The 15,428-nt window shown below is 73.8% G+C and carries 14 protein-coding genes; 10 read left to right on the top strand and 4 right to left on the bottom strand.

Annotated features, from left to right (window positions below; translation table 11 throughout):
- Window positions 1-330: 330 nt before the first annotated feature.
- The gene (locus MHY29_RS03005) at window positions 331-1,023 is read left to right on the top strand and encodes a sigma-70 family RNA polymerase sigma factor (RefSeq protein WP_224355269.1); all 693 of its coding nucleotides are present in this window, start codon (window positions 331-333) and stop codon (window positions 1,021-1,023) included.
- The gene (gene rsrA, locus MHY29_RS03010; RefSeq protein WP_224355268.1) at window positions 1,020-1,298 is read left to right on the top strand and encodes a mycothiol system anti-sigma-R factor; all 279 of its coding nucleotides are present in this window, start codon (window positions 1,020-1,022) and stop codon (window positions 1,296-1,298) included. The genes MHY29_RS03005 and rsrA overlap by 4 nt, the downstream gene beginning before the upstream one ends.
- A gap of 107 nt (window positions 1,299-1,405) precedes the next feature.
- Here rsrA and MHY29_RS12450 read toward each other — a convergent pair whose 3' ends face one another.
- The 3 genes from MHY29_RS12450 to MHY29_RS03020 form a co-directional block, all read right to left on the bottom strand.
- Complete coding sequence (locus MHY29_RS12450) at window positions 1,406-1,480, bottom strand: 50S ribosomal protein bL37 (protein WP_370467464.1); 75 nt, start codon at window positions 1,478-1,480, stop codon at window positions 1,406-1,408.
- A 100-nt stretch (window positions 1,481-1,580) separates the two neighbouring features.
- Window positions 1,581-2,186, bottom strand: a complete 606-nt coding sequence (locus MHY29_RS03015) for a GDSL-type esterase/lipase family protein (protein WP_224355267.1) — start codon at window positions 2,184-2,186, stop codon at window positions 1,581-1,583.
- 80 nt (window positions 2,187-2,266) lie between these two features.
- Window positions 2,267-6,004 carry a multifunctional oxoglutarate decarboxylase/oxoglutarate dehydrogenase thiamine pyrophosphate-binding subunit/dihydrolipoyllysine-residue succinyltransferase subunit gene (locus tag MHY29_RS03020; RefSeq protein ID WP_224355266.1) on the bottom strand — a complete coding sequence of 1,246 codons (3,738 nt, stop codon included), beginning with the start codon at window positions 6,002-6,004 and terminating at the stop codon, window positions 2,267-2,269.
- A 238-nt stretch (window positions 6,005-6,242) separates the two neighbouring features.
- Between MHY29_RS03020 and MHY29_RS03025 the strand changes: the two genes are divergently transcribed.
- From MHY29_RS03025 to MHY29_RS03050, 6 genes are all read left to right on the top strand, one after another.
- Window positions 6,243-7,703 carry a GuaB1 family IMP dehydrogenase-related protein gene (locus MHY29_RS03025; protein ID WP_224355265.1) on the top strand — a complete coding sequence of 487 codons (1,461 nt, stop codon included), beginning with the start codon at window positions 6,243-6,245 and terminating at the stop codon, window positions 7,701-7,703.
- Between the two features lie 193 nt (window positions 7,704-7,896).
- On the top strand, window positions 7,897-9,213 hold the full coding sequence (locus tag MHY29_RS03030; RefSeq protein ID WP_224355264.1) for a hemolysin family protein: 1,317 nt from the start codon (window positions 7,897-7,899) through the stop codon (window positions 9,211-9,213).
- Window positions 9,210-10,322 (top strand): hemolysin family protein, encoded by a 1,113-nt coding sequence (locus tag MHY29_RS03035; RefSeq protein ID WP_224355263.1) that lies wholly within the window; start codon window positions 9,210-9,212, stop codon window positions 10,320-10,322. The genes MHY29_RS03030 and MHY29_RS03035 overlap by 4 nt, the downstream gene beginning before the upstream one ends.
- 147 nt (window positions 10,323-10,469) lie before the next feature.
- Window positions 10,470-11,489: a metal ABC transporter substrate-binding protein gene (locus MHY29_RS03040; RefSeq protein ID WP_224355262.1), complete on the top strand. Its 1,020-nt coding sequence runs from the start codon at window positions 10,470-10,472 to the stop codon at window positions 11,487-11,489.
- Between the two features lie 46 nt (window positions 11,490-11,535).
- Window positions 11,536-12,456, top strand: a complete 921-nt coding sequence (gene aztB / locus MHY29_RS03045) for a zinc ABC transporter permease AztB (RefSeq protein WP_224355261.1) — start codon at window positions 11,536-11,538, stop codon at window positions 12,454-12,456.
- Complete coding sequence (locus MHY29_RS03050) at window positions 12,453-13,250, top strand: metal ABC transporter ATP-binding protein (RefSeq protein WP_239238184.1); 798 nt, start codon at window positions 12,453-12,455, stop codon at window positions 13,248-13,250. The genes aztB and MHY29_RS03050 overlap by 4 nt, the downstream gene beginning before the upstream one ends.
- 40 nt (window positions 13,251-13,290) lie before the next feature.
- Here the strand turns inward: MHY29_RS03050 and MHY29_RS03055 are convergent, their stop codons facing one another.
- Complete coding sequence (locus MHY29_RS03055; RefSeq protein WP_224355259.1) at window positions 13,291-13,728, bottom strand: Fur family transcriptional regulator; 438 nt, start codon at window positions 13,726-13,728, stop codon at window positions 13,291-13,293.
- Between the two features lie 137 nt (window positions 13,729-13,865).
- Between MHY29_RS03055 and MHY29_RS03060 the strand changes: the two genes are divergently transcribed.
- On the top strand, window positions 13,866-14,909 hold the full coding sequence (locus MHY29_RS03060) for a sulfurtransferase (protein WP_224355258.1): 1,044 nt from the start codon (window positions 13,866-13,868) through the stop codon (window positions 14,907-14,909).
- Between the two features lie 49 nt (window positions 14,910-14,958).
- Window positions 14,959-15,387, top strand: a complete 429-nt coding sequence (locus tag MHY29_RS03065; protein WP_224355257.1) for an HIT family protein — start codon at window positions 14,959-14,961, stop codon at window positions 15,385-15,387.
- Window positions 15,388-15,428: the final 41 nt, after the last annotated feature.

The following is a 15,428-nucleotide window of genomic DNA, read 5'->3' on the forward strand; positions in this document are numbered from 1 at the left end:
CCGTGGCCCAGCGCGTCGCCGGCGTGCGCCGCCAGTCCCGCACCGCCTGAGCGCACGCTTCAGCGCGCGGCGATCGGCGCCACCACGGCATCGGTCACCCGTCCAGCCTACCGAGCGGCCCGACGCCGGACCGGGGCGTGGGCACGGGAATACCGCACGGGGGGCGGTGCGCTGTGCCCCGTGCGGGACGCACCGTCCCGCCGGCGGCCCCGAGGCCGCCGCCCGCGCACCGTTGCACCGGCGTCAGGAAGGAGCCCCCGCATGGCCGCGACCCTGCTGGAGCGCCCCGTCCTGACCGGGAGTCGGGGCGCCGCCGTAGACTGGCCCGCGATGAGCACCCAGAACAGCACCCCGGAGATCGCCCGGCCCGCGGACGCCCCCGCCCTGGACCTGCCGGGGATCGACGTCGACGCCGAGTCCGAGGCTCAGCGCCGCGCCCGCTTCGAGCGCGACGCCCTCGAGTTCGTCGACCAGCTCTACTCGGCCGCGATGCGCATGACCCGCAACCCGCAGGACGCGGAGGACCTGGTGCAGGAGGCATACACGAAGGCGTACTCCTCCTTCCACCAGTACCGGCCCGGCACCAACCTCAAGGCCTGGCTGTACCGCATCCTCACCAACACGTACATCAACCTGTACCGCAAGAAGCAGCGCCAGCCGCTGGAGGCGGACACCGACACGGTGGAGGACTGGCAGATGGCCCGCGCGGCCGAGCACACGTCCTCCGGCCTGCGCTCCGCCGAGACGGAGGCGCTCGACCACCTGCCGGACTCCGAGGTGAAGGACGCCCTCCAGGCGATCCCCGAGGAGTTCCGACTGGCCGTGTACTTCGCGGACGTCGAGGGCTACGCCTACAAGGAGATCGCCGAGATCCTCGACATCCCCATCGGCACCGTCATGTCCCGCCTGCACCGCGGCCGCAAGCAGCTGCGCGAGAGGCTCACGGACTACGCGGGCGAGCGCGGCATGGGCCCCAAGGGCCGGACGGCACAGGAGACGAGCACCCAGGAGGAGAAGCGATGAGCCAGGACGGCGACTGCCGCGGCTGCAACGACGGCGAGGACCGCCTCGAGCAGCTCTACCAGTACCTCGACGGCGCCCTCACCCCCGAGGACATCGACCAGGTCCGCGCGCACGTGGACCAGTGCCCCGACTGCCACCACCAGCAGGAGCTCGAGCTGATCATCCGCTCCGCCCTGCGCCGCTCCTGCCAGGAGAAGGCCCCCGCGCAGCTGCGCGCCACCATCATGACGCGCATCACCCAGGTCTCCACGACCACGGTGCGCCGCGCCGGCTGAGACGCCGCCCGGCCTCGCCGGGACATGACGAAGGGCCGGTCCTGGACGGACCGGCCCCTCGTCGTCGCGGGCTGTTCACCCGGCGCGTCGCCGCGCTGAGCTCACGCTCAGGTGTTGGGACGCTTGCCGTGGTTCGCGCCGCCCTTCTTGCGGTCGCGGCGCTTGCGGGCACGCTTGCTCATGGCGTCTCCTCTCCTCGGATAGCGGACGATGGTCGGTGAGTCATTCTGTCACATCAGGCCGTCGCCCCTGTGCCGACTCGGGCCGTGGGCCCGCGCGGCGTCAGGCCGTGGGCTCCGGGACGCCGAGCCACTGGTACCAGCCGCGGTGCAGCACCAGCCAGGCGATCAGCCCGTGGCCGGCCTGGCCCGGGACGCCGTCGCCGGCGGCCAGGTCCGCTCGCCACTGCTCATGGGTGCGCAGGGGCGTGAAGGCGTCCACGTACAGGTGGCCGCGGCGGGCCGCCACGTCCTGGTAGGCGGTGTTCAGGTCGGCCAGGCGGTCGTTGCGGGCCTCGTCCAGCGTCGGCACGGGGCCGACCACGAGGGCGGTGATCCCGCGCTGCGAGGCCGTGTCCAGGACGTTGGCCAGGTTCAGGCGGGAGCGGGCGCTCGAGGACGCCTCGAGGTCCAGGTCGGCGTCGGAGAGGGCCACCACGAGGCGGTTCTCCGCGGACTCGGAGAAGCGGCGCGAGGCCTCGCCCCACCAGCGCTCGTTGAGCTGCTCCGTGGTCTCGTGGGGCACGGCCAGCACGTAGTTCTCCAGCGTGACCTCCGGCGCGGCGGTGCGGGCCAGGACCCGCCCCCACCAGCCGATGGAGCGCGGGTCGCCCGCGCCGGCCAGGATGTGGTCGCCGACGGCGGCGATGCGGATCCGGCGGTTCTGCACGGTCAGTCCTTTCGGTCGATGCGCCCGCGGGCCCGCGACGTCGACGACGCCGCGGGCCCGCGGTCACGGGTGACGGATGCTCAGGCCCCGAAGGCCGTGTCCAGGAGCGTGGAGAGCTCCTCGTCGTGACGGCCCTTGGTGCCGGCCGACGTCGCGGCCAGGGCCGGACGCGAGACCAGCGTGACCTCGCGGTCCAGCTGGGGCAGCAGGTTGAGCGCCATGAAGGGCCACGGGCCCTGGTTGGCGGGCTCGTCCTGCACCCAGCGCACCTGGGCGCCCGGGTACTTGGCCAGCTCCGCGCGGATCTCCTCGGCGGGCAGCGGGTAGAGCTGCTCGACGCGGACGATCGCGGTGGAGGTGTCGCCCGACTTCTCGCGGCGGGCCAGCAGGTCGTAGTACAGGCGGCCGGAGACCAGGATCACGCGCTCGACCTGCGCGGCGTCCACGGAGGCGTCGCCGATGACCTTCCGGAAGCCGCCCTGGGTGAAGGCCTCCACGGGGTCGGCGGCCGCCTTCAGGCGCAGCAGCTGCTTGGGCGTGAACACGACCAGCGGGCGGCGCGGGCGGGAGTACGCCTGCTCGCGCAGCAGGTGGAAGTGGTTCGCACCGTGGGACGGGTTGACCACGCGCATGTTGTCCTCGGCGCACATCTGCAGGAAGCGCTCGATGCGGGCGGAGGAGTGGTCCGGGCCCTGGCCCTCGTAGCCGTGCGGCAGCAGCAGCACGACGGAGGAGTTCTGGGACCACTTCTGCTCGGCGGAGGAGATGAACTCGTCGATCATCGTCTGCGCGCCGTTGATGAAGTCGCCGAACTGGGCCTCCCACAGCACGAGCGCGTCAGAGCGCTCCACGGAGTAGCCGTACTCGAAGCCGAGCACCGCGTACTCCGACAGCAGCGAGTTGTAGACCCAGAACGGGGCCTCCGACTCGGAGAGGTGGTTCAGCGGGGTCCAGGTCTCGTCGGTCACGCGGTCGTGGAAGACCGAGTGGCGCTGCGTGAACGTGCCGCGCTGGGAGTCCTGGCCGGACAGGCGCACGGGCACGCCCTCCATGAGCAGCGAGCCGAAGGCCGCCAGCTCGGCGAAGCCCCAGTCGATGCCGCCGTCGACGGCCATCTTGGCGCGCTTCTCCAGGAGCTGCGAGAGCTTGGGGTGCACGGTGAAGTCCTCCGGGACCTCCAGGTGCACGTCGCCGATGCGGCGCAGCGTGTCCGGGGAGATCGCGGTGGTCGACGGCGCCGGGCGGGCGGCGTCGCGGTCGCGGGCCGGCTCCAGACCGGTGGTGGCCACCGCCTGGCCGGTCTCGGCGGCGTGGGTCTCCGCGAAGACGCGCTCCAGCTGCTGCTGGTAGTCCTTCAGCGCGGTGTCCGCCTCCTCCTGAGTGATGTCGCCGCGGCCCACGAGGGACTCGACGTACAGCTTGCGGGTGGAGCGCTTCTGCTCGATCAGCGTGTACATGCGCGGCTGGGTCATCGAGGGGTCGTCGCCCTCGTTGTGGCCGCGGCGGCGGTAGCACACCAGGTCGATGACGACGTCCTTGTGGAAGCGCTGGCGGTACTCGTAGGCCAGCCGGGCCACGCGCAGCACGGACTCCGGCTCGTCGCCGTTCACGTGCAGGATCGGCGCCTGGATGGTCTTGGCGACGTCCGTGGCGTACACCGAGGAGCGGCCCTCGGCGGGGGAGGTGGTGAAGCCCACCTGGTTGTTCACGACCACGTGGATCGTGCCGCCGGTGCGGTAGCCGGGCAGCTGGGACAGGTTCAGGACCTCGGTCACCACGCCCTGGCCGGCGAACGCGGCGTCGCCGTGCACCAGGATCGGCAGCACGGGGAAGGCCGCGCCGGACTCGCCGGCGGCCTCCAGGCGGTCCTGCTTGGCGCGGGCGACGCCCTCGAGCACCGGGTCCACGGCCTCCAGGTGGGAGGGGTTCGCGGCGAGGTACACGCGGGTGGAGTTGCCGGCGTCGGAGACGAACGTGCCCTCCGTGCCCATGTGGTACTTCACGTCGCCGGAGCCGGAGGCGCCGCCGGGGGTGGCGCCCTCGAATTCGCGGAAGACCTGGGAGTAGGTCTTGCCCGCGATGTTGGTCAGCACGTTCAGCCGGCCGCGGTGCGCCATGCCGATCGCGACCTCGTCCAGGCCCTCGTCCGCGGCGTCGCCGAGGATGGAGTCGAGCAGCGGGATCAGGGACTCGCCGCCCTCCAGGGAGAAGCGCTTCTGGCCGATGTACTTGGTCTGCAGGAACGTCTCGAACGCCTCGGCGGCGTTGAGACGGCCCAGGATGCGCAGCTGCTCCTCGCGGCTGGGCTTCTCGTACGGGCGCTCCAGCTTGTCCTGGAACCAGGCGCGCTCAGCCGGGTTCTGGATGTGCATGTATTCGACGCCCACCGTGCGGCAGTACGCGTCGCGCAGCACGCCGAGGATCCTGCGCAGGGTCAGCGTGTCCGCGCCGCCGAAGCCGCCGGTGGGCCACTCGCGGTCCAGGTCCCAGAGGGTGAGCCCGTGCTCGCGGATGTCCAGGTCCGGGTGGGTGGGCATGCGGTACTCGAGCGGGTCCACGTTGGCCAGCAGGTGGCCGCGGTCCCGGTACGCGTGGATCAGCTGCTGGATGCGGGCGACCTTGCCGATCTGCTCCTCCGGGTTCACCTGCACGTCCTGGGCCCAGCGGACCGGCTCGTAGGGGATGCGCAGGTCGTGGAAGACGTCGTCGTAGAAGCCGTCCTCGCCGAGCAGGTAGCCGTGGATCAGCTTGAGGAACTCGCCGGAGCCGGCGCCCTGGATCACGCGGTGGTCGTACGTGGAGGTCAGGGTGATGGTCTTGGAGATCGCCAGGCTGTTCAGCGTGGACTCGGCGGCGCCCTGGAAGGCGGCCGGGTAGGTCAGCGCGCCCACGCCGATGATCGCGGCCTGGCCCTTGGAGAGGCGCGGCACGGAGTGCACGGTGCCGATGCCGCCCGGGTTGGTCAGGGAGACGGTGGTTCCCGCGTAGTCGTCCATCGTCAGCTTGTTGGCGCGGCCGCGCTTGACGAGGTCGTCGTAGGCCTCCCAGAACTGGCGGAAGCTCAGGGTCTCGGCGGCCTTGATGTTCGGGACGACGAGCGCGCGCGTGCCGTCCGGCTTGGGCAGGTCGATGGCCAGGCCGAAGTTCACATGCGCCGGCTCCACCATGGTGGGCTTGCCGTCGCGCTCCTCGTAGAGGGTGTTCATGGAGGGCATGGCCTTCAGCGCGCGCACCACGGCATAGCCGATCAGATGCGTGAAGGAGACCTTGCCGCCGCGGGTGCGGGCCAGGTGGCTGTTGATGACCGTGCGGTTGTCGATCAGCAGCTTGGCCGGCAGGTCGCGCACGGTGGTGGCCGTGGGCATGGACAGCGAGGCGTCCATGTTGGTGGCCACGGCCTTGGCCATGCCCTTGAGGACGGTGGCCTTGTCCTGCTTCTCGGAGGCGCCGGCGGCGGCGTCGCGGGCCGGCTCGGACGGCACGGCCTCGGAGACGGAGCGCTTGCGCTGGGCCGGGGCGGAGACGTCGGTGGGGCCGGACTTCTTGGCGGCCGCCTGCGGGTCGGCGGGGGTGGCCGCCCCCCTCTTGACGGCGGGCTTCACGGCCGGGGCCGGCTCGGCCGTGGCGGAGGAGGTCGCCTTGGGGGCGGCCGCGGCGGGCTCGGGCTGCGGCTGGGAGGCCTCGAGGCGGGCGAAGATCTGGGCCCACTGCCGGTCGACGGCGCCCTGGTCCTCCCGGTACTTCCGGTAGATCTGGGCGACGAGATCTTCGTTGCCCGGGAACTCCTGCGAGAGCCGATCGGACGTGAGTTCTGGCACTGTGAAACGCCTCTTCCTGAACCTTGGATGCTGATGGCCGACCGGAATCCAGGGGGTGCGGGGAAGCCGGTCGCTTCGGCGCGTCCGCGCACCGCCGGTCCCCGCGCGGGAACGGGCGCGAGAACGCCTCGGAACAGCATAGGCGCTCGCCCCGGGCCAGCGGCAGGGGCACGCGCCGCCCGGGCCCCGCCGGGCGCTCGACGTGACCGGCGCCACGGGCCTTTGAGAGCATGGCCCCATGCGCCTGATGCACGAGCCCGCCGTGGACCTGACCTACAACGACGTCTTCCTCGTCCCCTCGCACTCCGAGGTGGGCAGCCGCACGGCCGTGGACATCGCACCCGACGACGGGACCGTGGGATCCGTCCCGCTCGTCTCCGCCAACATGACCGCGGTGACCGGGCGGCGCATGGCCGAGACCCTGGCCCGGCGCGGGGGACTCGGCGTGCTGCCGCAGGACGTCCCCGTCGACGTCGTGGCGAAGACGGTGGCCGCCGTGAAGGCCGCCCACGCGGTGGCGGACACGGCGCTGACGGTGGACGCGCATGCCACCGTCCTCGACGTGCTCCACCTCGTGGACCGGCGCGCCCACGGCGCCGTCTGCGTGGTGGACGACGACGGCCGCCTCCTCGGCGTCGCCGGCGCCGAGGACTGCGGGGACGTGGACCGGTTCGCCTCCGTCGTCTCCGTGATGCGCACCCCCTCCGTCCTGCTGTCCCCGGCCGACCTCGAGGGCCCCGACGCGCCGCGCGCGGCCTTCGAGGTCCTCCACGCCGCCGGACGGCCGCTGGCTCCAGTGGTGGAGGACCCGGTCGCGGACCGCCCCGTGCTGCGCGGCGTCGTCACCGGCCAGGGCCTGGTGCGCTCCTCGCTGGCCGCCCCCGCCCTCGACGCGTCCGGCCGCCTCCAGGTCGGCGCCGCCCTCGGCGTGAACGGGGACGTCGGCTCCCGTGCGGCCGCCCTGCTCGCCGCCGGGGCCGACGTCCTCGTCGTGGACACCGCGCACGGCCATCAGCGGGTCATGCGCGACGCGCTGGCCGCCGTGCGCGCCCTCGACCCGGAGGTGCCCGTCGTGGCCGGCAACGTGGTCACCGCCGAGGGGGTGCGCGACCTCGTCGCGGCCGGCGCCGACGTCGTGAAGGTGGGCGTGGGCCCCGGCGCCATGTGCACCACCCGCATGCAGACCGCCGTGGGCCGTCCGCAGTTCTCGGCGGTGCTCGAGTGCGCCGCGGCCGCGCGCGAGGTCGGGGCCCGCGTCTGGGCCGACGGCGGCGTCAAGCACCCGCGGGACGTCGCCCTGGCGCTCGCGGCCGGCGCCAGCCAGGTGATGATCGGCTCCTGGTTCGCCGGGACCCTCGAGTCCCCGGGCGACCTCGTCCAGGGCTCCGACGGGCGCCGATACAAGGAGAGCTTCGGCATGGCCTCCGCCCGTGCCGTCGAGCACCGCACGCGGGACGAGGACGCGTTCAGCCGTGCGCGCAAGGCGATGTTCGAGGAGGGGATCTCCTCCTCGCGCATGTACGTGGACCCGCGGCGGCCCTCCGTGGAGGACCTCGTGGACGGGATCACGGCGGGCCTGCGCTCGTCGCTGACCTACGCCGGCGCGGCGAACCTGGCGCAGTTCCGCGAGCGGGCCGTGGTCGGCGTGCAGTCCGCGGCCGGCTACGAGGAGGGGCGCCCCGTCCCCGCGTCCTGGTGACCGCCCCGGGACGCTCGCCGACCCGGGTGCGCCGGGGCGGCCTTCGGTATGCTGGACGGACTATGGATCACCCTGACACTGCCGTGCCAGACCGCCCGTCCGCCCCCGCGGACGCGGCCGGATCGGAGCCCTCCAGTCCCCGCCCGTCCCGCGGTGCGCAGCGCCGCCGATCGGCCGCGGGGGGTGGGGTCCCGTGGAGTGGATCCTGCTGATCCTCGGCCTGCTGCTGGTCCTGGGGACCGGCTTCTTCGTGATGGTCGAGTTCTCCCTGATCGCGATCGACGCGCCCACCGTGCAGCGCATGGTCGACGACGGCGACCGCTCGTGGGAGCCGCTGCTGACGTGCCTGAAGTCCCTGTCCACCCAGCTCTCCGCCTGCCAGTTGGGCATCACGCTGACGACGTTGCTCACCGGCTACGTCATGGACCCGGCCATCAGCCGCCTGGTCGACCCCCTGATCCTCGCCGTCGGCCTCCCGCAGTCCGTCGCCGGGCCGGTGTCGCTCGTCGTTGCCATGGCCGCGGCCACGCTGCTGTCCATGCTGCTGGGCGAGCTGGTCCCGAAGAACATGGCCATCGCGGAGCCGCTGCGCCTCGGCCGGGCCCTGGCCCGCCCGCAGTTGGTGTTCGCCGCCGTGTTCAAGCCCGCGATCCTCGTGCTCAACGGATTCTCCAACGGGGTGCTGCACCGCATGGGGCTGGAGGCCAAGGAGGAGATCTCCGGCGCCCGCAGCCCGGAGGAGCTCTCCTCCCTGGTGCGCCGCTCCGCCCAGCTGGGCACCCTCGACGAGCAGACCGCCACGTTCCTGGACCGCACCCTCCGCTTCGCCGAGCGCACGGCGGCGGACGTGATGACCCCGCGCATCCGGATGGAGACCGTGGGCGAGGACGACGGGCTCCTGGACGTGGTCGAGCTCGCCCGCCGCTCCGGCTACTCGCGCTTCCCCGTGATCGGCGAGTCGCCCGACGACGTCCTCGGCGTCGTGCACGTGAAGAAGGCCGTGGCCGTGCCCATGGACCGCCGGGCGGACCTCACCGCCGGCGCCCTGATGACGGACGTGATCCGCGTCCCCGAGACCGTGCACCTGGACCAGCTGCTCGCCGAGCTGCGCGAGGCCAGCCTGCAGCTGGCCATCGTGGTCGACGAGTACGGGGGCACGGCAGGCGTCGTGACCCTGGAGGACGTCGTCGAGGAGATCGTCGGCGAGGTCTCCGACGAGCACGACCGCGTGACCCCCGGCGTCCTCCAGACCGCCTCCGGCCGCTGGTACCTGCCCGCCGAGCTGCGCCCGGACGAGGCGCACGCCCAGATCAAGGCCCTCGACGTCCCGGAGGACGGCGCCTACGAGACCATCGGCGGCTTCGTCATGGCCCGCCTGGGCCGGATCCCCGCCGTCGGCGACGTGGTGCCGCTCGACGTCGGCACCCTGACCGTGGAGCGCATGGACGGCCGCCGCGTCGACCGCGTGCGGTTCGACCCCCGCCCCGTGACCGAGGAGGCCCGCGCATGAGCCAGGACGTCGTCGGACTGCTGTGGCTGGCGGTGCTGCTGGCCGCCAACGCGTTCTTCGTGGCGGGCGAGTTCGCCGTCATGGGGGCGCGCCGCTCCCAGATCGAGCCCCGGGCCGAGGCCGGCTCACGACAGGCCCAGGTGGCCCTGTTCGCCATGGAGCACGTCTCCCAGATGCTCGCGGTGTGCCAGCTCGGCATCACCGTCTGCTCCCTGCTGATCCTCAACGTCTCCGAGCCCGCCCTCCACCATCTGCTCGCGGCGCCCATGGAGGCACTGGGTCTGCCACTGGCGGCCGCGGACGTCGTCGCGTTCGTGCTGGCGCTGCTGATCGTCACCTTCCTGCACGTGACGATGGGCGAGATGGTCCCCAAGAACGCCGCCGTCTCCTTCGCGGACCGCGCGGTGATGCTGCTGGCGCAGCCGCTGGTGTGGCTGTCCAAGCTCCTGCACCCGCTGATCGTGGTGCTCAACTGGGCCGCGAACACGGTGCTGCGCGCGTTCGGGATCGAGCCGAAGGACGAGGTCGCCTCCTCCTTCACCCTCGAGGAGGTGCAGACCATCGTGGCCGAGTCCACGCGGTCGGGGACGCTCGAGGACGAGTCCGGGGTGCTCCACTCGGCCCTGGAGTTCTCCTCCTACACGGCCGGGGACGTCATGGTCCCGATCGAGAAGGTCGTCAGCGTCCCCGAGGACGTCACGCCGCAGCAGTTCGAGTGGGCCGTGGGCCGCGTGGGGTACTCGCGCTTCGTCGTGGAGGACTCGCAGGGCGGCTACGCGGGCTACCTGCACCTCAAGGACGTGCTGGCCGGGGGCCCCTCCCGCTATGCCGACCCGGTGCCGGTGACGCGGGTGCGCTCCCTGGCCAACGTCCGGGTGGCCGACGAGGTCGAGGACGCCCTGGGTCTCATGCAGCGCACGGGCTCGCACCTGGCGCGCGTGATCTCCGAGGACGGGGCCACCGTGGGCGTGCTCTTCCTGGAGGACGTCCTCGAGGAGCTCGTGGGCGAGATCCACGACGTGACGCAGTCCCCGCGGCGCTTCCGCCCGACCACGGGCTCCCACGCGGCCCCCGAGCCGACGCGGATGCGGGACCTGCCCGCCCGGTGACGCCCTGGCCCCGACGACGCCGGCGCCTGCCCCCGTTCCGGGGCGGGCGTCGGCGCGTCCAGGCACGGAGCGGGTGCTATAGTGAGAATCTTTAGCAAGAAGCGCCGCCGACCGGGCGGCCCGCCCTCCCCGGAAGGACCGTCCCAGGTGTCCCGTTCGTCCCCCACTCCCCGTCTCGCAGCCCCCGCGGTGGTGGCCGCCCTCGGCGTGGCCCTCGCCGGCTGCTCCGTGGCGGACTCCAGCAGCCCGTCCGCCGCGGAGGAGGGGGCGGTGACGGCGTCGTCGTCGGCCGCGGGGCCCGTGGTGGCCGTGGCCACCACCACCCAGCTCGCGTCCGTGGCGGACCGCGTGGCCCGGTGCGGCGGCGGGTCCGTCGTCTCCGTGATGGGCCCGGGGGACGATCCCCACGACGTTGCGGCCTCCTCCGATCAGGTGGCGCAGATGGTGCACTCCGGCCTGGTGTTCACCAACGGACTGGGCCTGGAGGGCGGCATGGACTCCGCCCTGGACAACGCCCGCCAGGACGGGGCCGTGGTGGTCGAGGTGGCGCCGCGCCTGGACCCCCTGCCCTTCGGCGAGCACGACGCCGACCACGCGGGGCACGAGGGTGCGGACGCCCACGCCGGGCACGAGCACGGCTCCCAGGACCCGCACGTCTGGATGGACGTGGCCCGGATGGCCGCCGCCGCCCGGGTGGTGGGCGACGAGCTCGCCGCCGAGACCGGCGAGCAGAAGTACGCGGAGTGCGGCGCGACGGTGGAGGGTGAGCTGGAGGAGACCGACCGGCAGGTGCGGGAGATCCTGGCGGCCGTGCCCCAGGAGCGGCGTACGCTGGTCACCGACCACGACGCCTACGGCTACTTCTCCGCCGCCTACGGCTTCACGATCGAGGGCGTGGTGGTGCCGGGCGGTTCCACCGACGCGGAGCCCTCCTCCCGCGAGCTGGCCGCCCTCACGCAGCAGGTGAAGGACCACGGCGCCGCCGCGCTGCTCACCTCGACGGGCACCCCCAACGGGCTCGTCGAGACCGTCGCGAGGGAGGCCGGGGGACTGCCCGTCGTCCAGCTATACGAGGGCGGGGTCGGCCCGGTCGGCACCCCCGAGGCGGACTACGCCCAGGCCATGCTGCACAACGCCCGCACCCTCGCCGACGCCCTGAAGGGCTGACGCCCGCCCCGCCGCCGACGACGTCCAGAGAGGACACCACCCCGCCGTGGACTGGCTCATCGACCCCTTCCTTCTCGGCTTCCAGCAGCGCGCCCTGCTCGGCGGGCTGATCGCCGCCCTGATGTGCTCGGCGGTGGGCACGTGGCTCGTCCTGCGGGGCATGAGCTTCTTCGGCGACGCGTTCGTCCACGGCGTCCTGCCGGGCATCGCGCTGGCCGTGCTCCTCGGGGGCAGCCCCCACCTCGGGGCGGCGCTGGCCGCCGTCCTGATGATGGGCGGGATCTCCCTGGTGCACCGCACCACGACCCTCAAGGAGGACACCGCGATCGGTCTGCTCTTCGTGGGCATGATGGCCCTCGGCGTGGTGATCATCTCGCTCTCGAGCTCCTACACCGGATCGCTCACGGCCATCCTCTTCGGCGACGCCCTGGGCGTCACCCCGGAGAACCTGCTCGTGCAGGCGGCGATCGGCGTCGTGGTGGTGGTCCTCGCCCTGGTGCTCTACCGGCCGTTGCTGGCCCTGAGCTTCTCCGAGGCGAAGTCGCAGGCCCTGGGCATGCGTCCGCGCCTGACCCACACGCTGCTGCTGGTGCTGATCGGCGCCGCCGTGATCGGCTCCTTCCAGGCCGTGGGCACCGTGTTGGTCTTCGGCCTGCTGGTGGGCCCGCCCGCCACCGCCGCGCTGCTCACCCGCACCGTGCCGCAGATGATGGCGCTCTCCGCCGGGATCGGCGCGCTGTCCGTGGTCGCCGGCCTCGTGCTCAGCTACCACTGGGGGACCGCCGCCTCCGCGACCATGGCGCTGGTCCCGGTCGTCCTGTTCTTCGTGGTGCTGCTCGGACGGTCCGCCGTGCAGGCCGCCGCCGGACGACGCCGGCGCACACGGGGAGCCGCGTCCGCGCCCACCCCGGCCGGAGACGACGACGCCGAGAGCCGCCGCGAGACCGAGGGGAGCCCCGCCCGATGACCCGCACCGTCCCCACCGCTCCGACTCCGGGGGCAGGCGTCCTCGCCGAGGCCCGCGGCCTGGAGCTGCGCCGCGCCGCGCACGTGGCCGTCGCCCCGTCCGACCTGACCCTGCCCGCCGGGGTGCTGGTGGCCGTGATCGGCCCGAACGGCTCCGGAAAGTCCACGCTCCTGCACGCCCTGGCGGGCACCCTGGAGCCGGCCGCCGGCTCGCTCACGGTGCGGGGGGAGAGCCCCTCCCGGCACGCGCGCCGCACCGCGTTCGTCATGCAGACCATCCCGGTGCCCCAGGGCGTGCCCCTGACCGTGCGGGACGTGGTGCGCATGGGCCGGTACCCGCGCGCCGGCTGGTTCGGCCGCTTCGGGGCGGCGGACCGCGAGGCCGTGGACGCGGCCATGGAGCGCATGGCGGTCACCGACCTGGCCCGCCGCCACCTGGACGAGCTCTCCGGCGGCCAGCGGCAGCGCGTGTACGTGGCGCAGGCCCTGGCCCAGGAGCACGACGTGCTCATGCTCGACGAGCCCCTCACCGGCCTGGACCTCGTCTCCGCCCGCACCATCGACCGGCTCCTCCACGAGGAGCCCGCCCGCGGGGTCTCCGTGGTGCACACGACCCATGACCTCGACGAGGCGGCCGCCGCGGACTTCGTGGTGCTGATGAGCGGGCGTGTGGTGGCCGCGGGCACCCCGCGGCAGGTCCTCACGGAGGCGAACCTGGAGGCGGCCTACGGCCACGGCGCCCTGCACGGGCCCCGCCTGCCGTTCCTGGACGATCCGGTGGACGGCGTCCGCTGACGGCCGGCGCCCCCCGCCCGGGCCGGGAGCGGCGCGCGGCTCAGCCGCGGCCGGCGGCGCGGCACTCGGCGCACACGCCGGTGATCTCCACGGTGTGGTCCGGGTCGGAGAAGCCGTGCTCCGCGGCCATGCGGGCGGCCCACTCCTCGACGCCGGGCGCGGTCACCTCCACGGTGGTCCAGCAGACCCGGCACACCAGGTGGTGGTGGTGCCCCTCGGCCGCGCAGCGGCGGTACACGGACTCCCCGTCCTCGCGGCGGAGCATGTCCACCGTGCCCTCGTCGAGCCGCTGCTGGAGGGCGCGGTAGACGGTCGCCAGGGAGACGCGCTCGCCGGCGTCCCTGAGGCGCGCGTGCAGCTCCTGGGCGCTGACGAAGTCCTCGGCGGCGTCCAGGGCGCCGTCCACCGCCGCCTTCTGGCGGGTGCTGCGCCCGCGCGGTGCGGGGGCCTCGGACGGGCGGCCGGGGGTCTCGCTCACGCTGACGGGCTCCTTCCGCACCGCCTGCGGGCGGCGTCGCTGGACGGGGCGGGCCGCGGGCGCGGCGCCGGGACGGTGGATCCCCAGGCTACCAGCGGGCCCCGCGCGGGGCGGGGCGGCACAGTAGGGTGTCCGTCGTGAAGGATTCAACCGAGGGCCGTCCCCCGTCTCCGGCTTCGTCGCCCGCGGCGGACGCCCCGACCGATCAGACGCCCCTGGCGGAGCTCGCCGAGGACGCCACGGCCCCCGACCCCGCGGCCGCCGAGCCGCCGTCCCTCGTGGACGTGGGCGTGCTCGCCGGATGGCTGGGCCTGACCCCCGCCGAGCCCGTGCCCGCCCCGCCGCCCGGGCCCGTCTTCGACCGGCGCGTCGACCCGGGCCGCGTGATCCTCCTCGACGTGCGCTACGCGGTGGCCGGCGCCGGCGGCTCGGGCCACGACGCCTACCTGCGCGGGCACCTGCCCGGGGCGGTGTTCGTCTCGCTGCCCAACCAGCTCGCCGGGCACGCCGGCCCCCGCCAGGGGCGGCACCCGCTGCCGGACCCCGTGCAGTTCGCGCACTCCCTGCGGATGTGGGGCATCGACGACGGCGACACCGTGGTGGTCTACGACGACGACCGCTCCCTGGCCGCCGCGCGGGCATGGTGGCTGCTGCGCCACGCGGGCCTGCGGGACTCCGTGCTCCTGGACGGCGGGCTCGGGGCCTGGCGGGCCGCCGGTCTGCCGCTGCAGCCGGGCGAGGTCATCCCGCAGCCCGGCTCCGTGCACCCCTCGTGGGGTCGCATGCCGGTGGTGGACACGGACGGCGCGGAGGCGATCGCCGCCGGCGGCCTCCTGCTCGACGCCCGCTCGGCCGAGCGCTACCGCGGCGAGGAGGAGCCCCTGGACCCGGTGGCCGGGCACATCCCCGGCGCCCGGTCCCTGCCCACCTCCGGCAACGTCGCCGCCGACGGGCGGCTGCTGGACCCCGCGGCGCTCGCCGCCCGCTTCGAGGACGCGGGCCTGTCCGACGAGGTCCCCGCGGCCGTGTATTGCGGCTCCGGGGTCACGGCGGCGCACCAGGTGCTCGCCCTGGCCGTCGCCGGACGCCACGGTGTGGCGCTGTACCCGGGTTCGTGGTCGGCTTGGATCCAGGACCCGGACCGCCCCGTGGCGACCGGCCCCCGGCCCGAGGGCGACTGACCCCGTCCCGGACGCCGACCAGCCCCACCGAGACCTCCAGGAGGACCCCATGGCCACCGTCTTCAGCCGGATCATCGCCGGCGAGCTGCCCGCCCGCTTCGTCTGGCAGGACGAGCAGTGCGTCGCGTTCCTCTCCCTCGGCCCGCTCGCGCAGGGCCACACGCTCGTCGTGCCCCGCGAGGAGGTCGACCAGTGGGTGGACGCCGACCCGGACCTCCTGGCCCACCTGACCCGCGTGGCGCAGGCGATCGGCCGCGTGCAGGTGCGCGCGTTCGGCGCCCAGCGGGCGGGACTGATGGTGGCCGGCTACGAGATCCCGCACCTGCACGTGCACGTGTGGCCCTCGAACTCCATGAACGACTACGACATGGCGCGCGTGGACAACGCCCCGGAGCCGGAGTCCCTCGACGAGGCCGCCGCCGCGATCCGGGCCGGCCTGCGCGAGGACGGGCACGGCGACGTCGTCCCCCAGGACTGATCAGGCCCCGGGACCGACCCTCCCGCACCACCGAGCCGTCC

Source organism: Micrococcus sp. ACRRV (assembly GCF_022346985.1).
Classification (GTDB): Bacteria; Actinomycetota; Actinomycetes; order Actinomycetales; family Micrococcaceae; genus Micrococcus; species Micrococcus porci.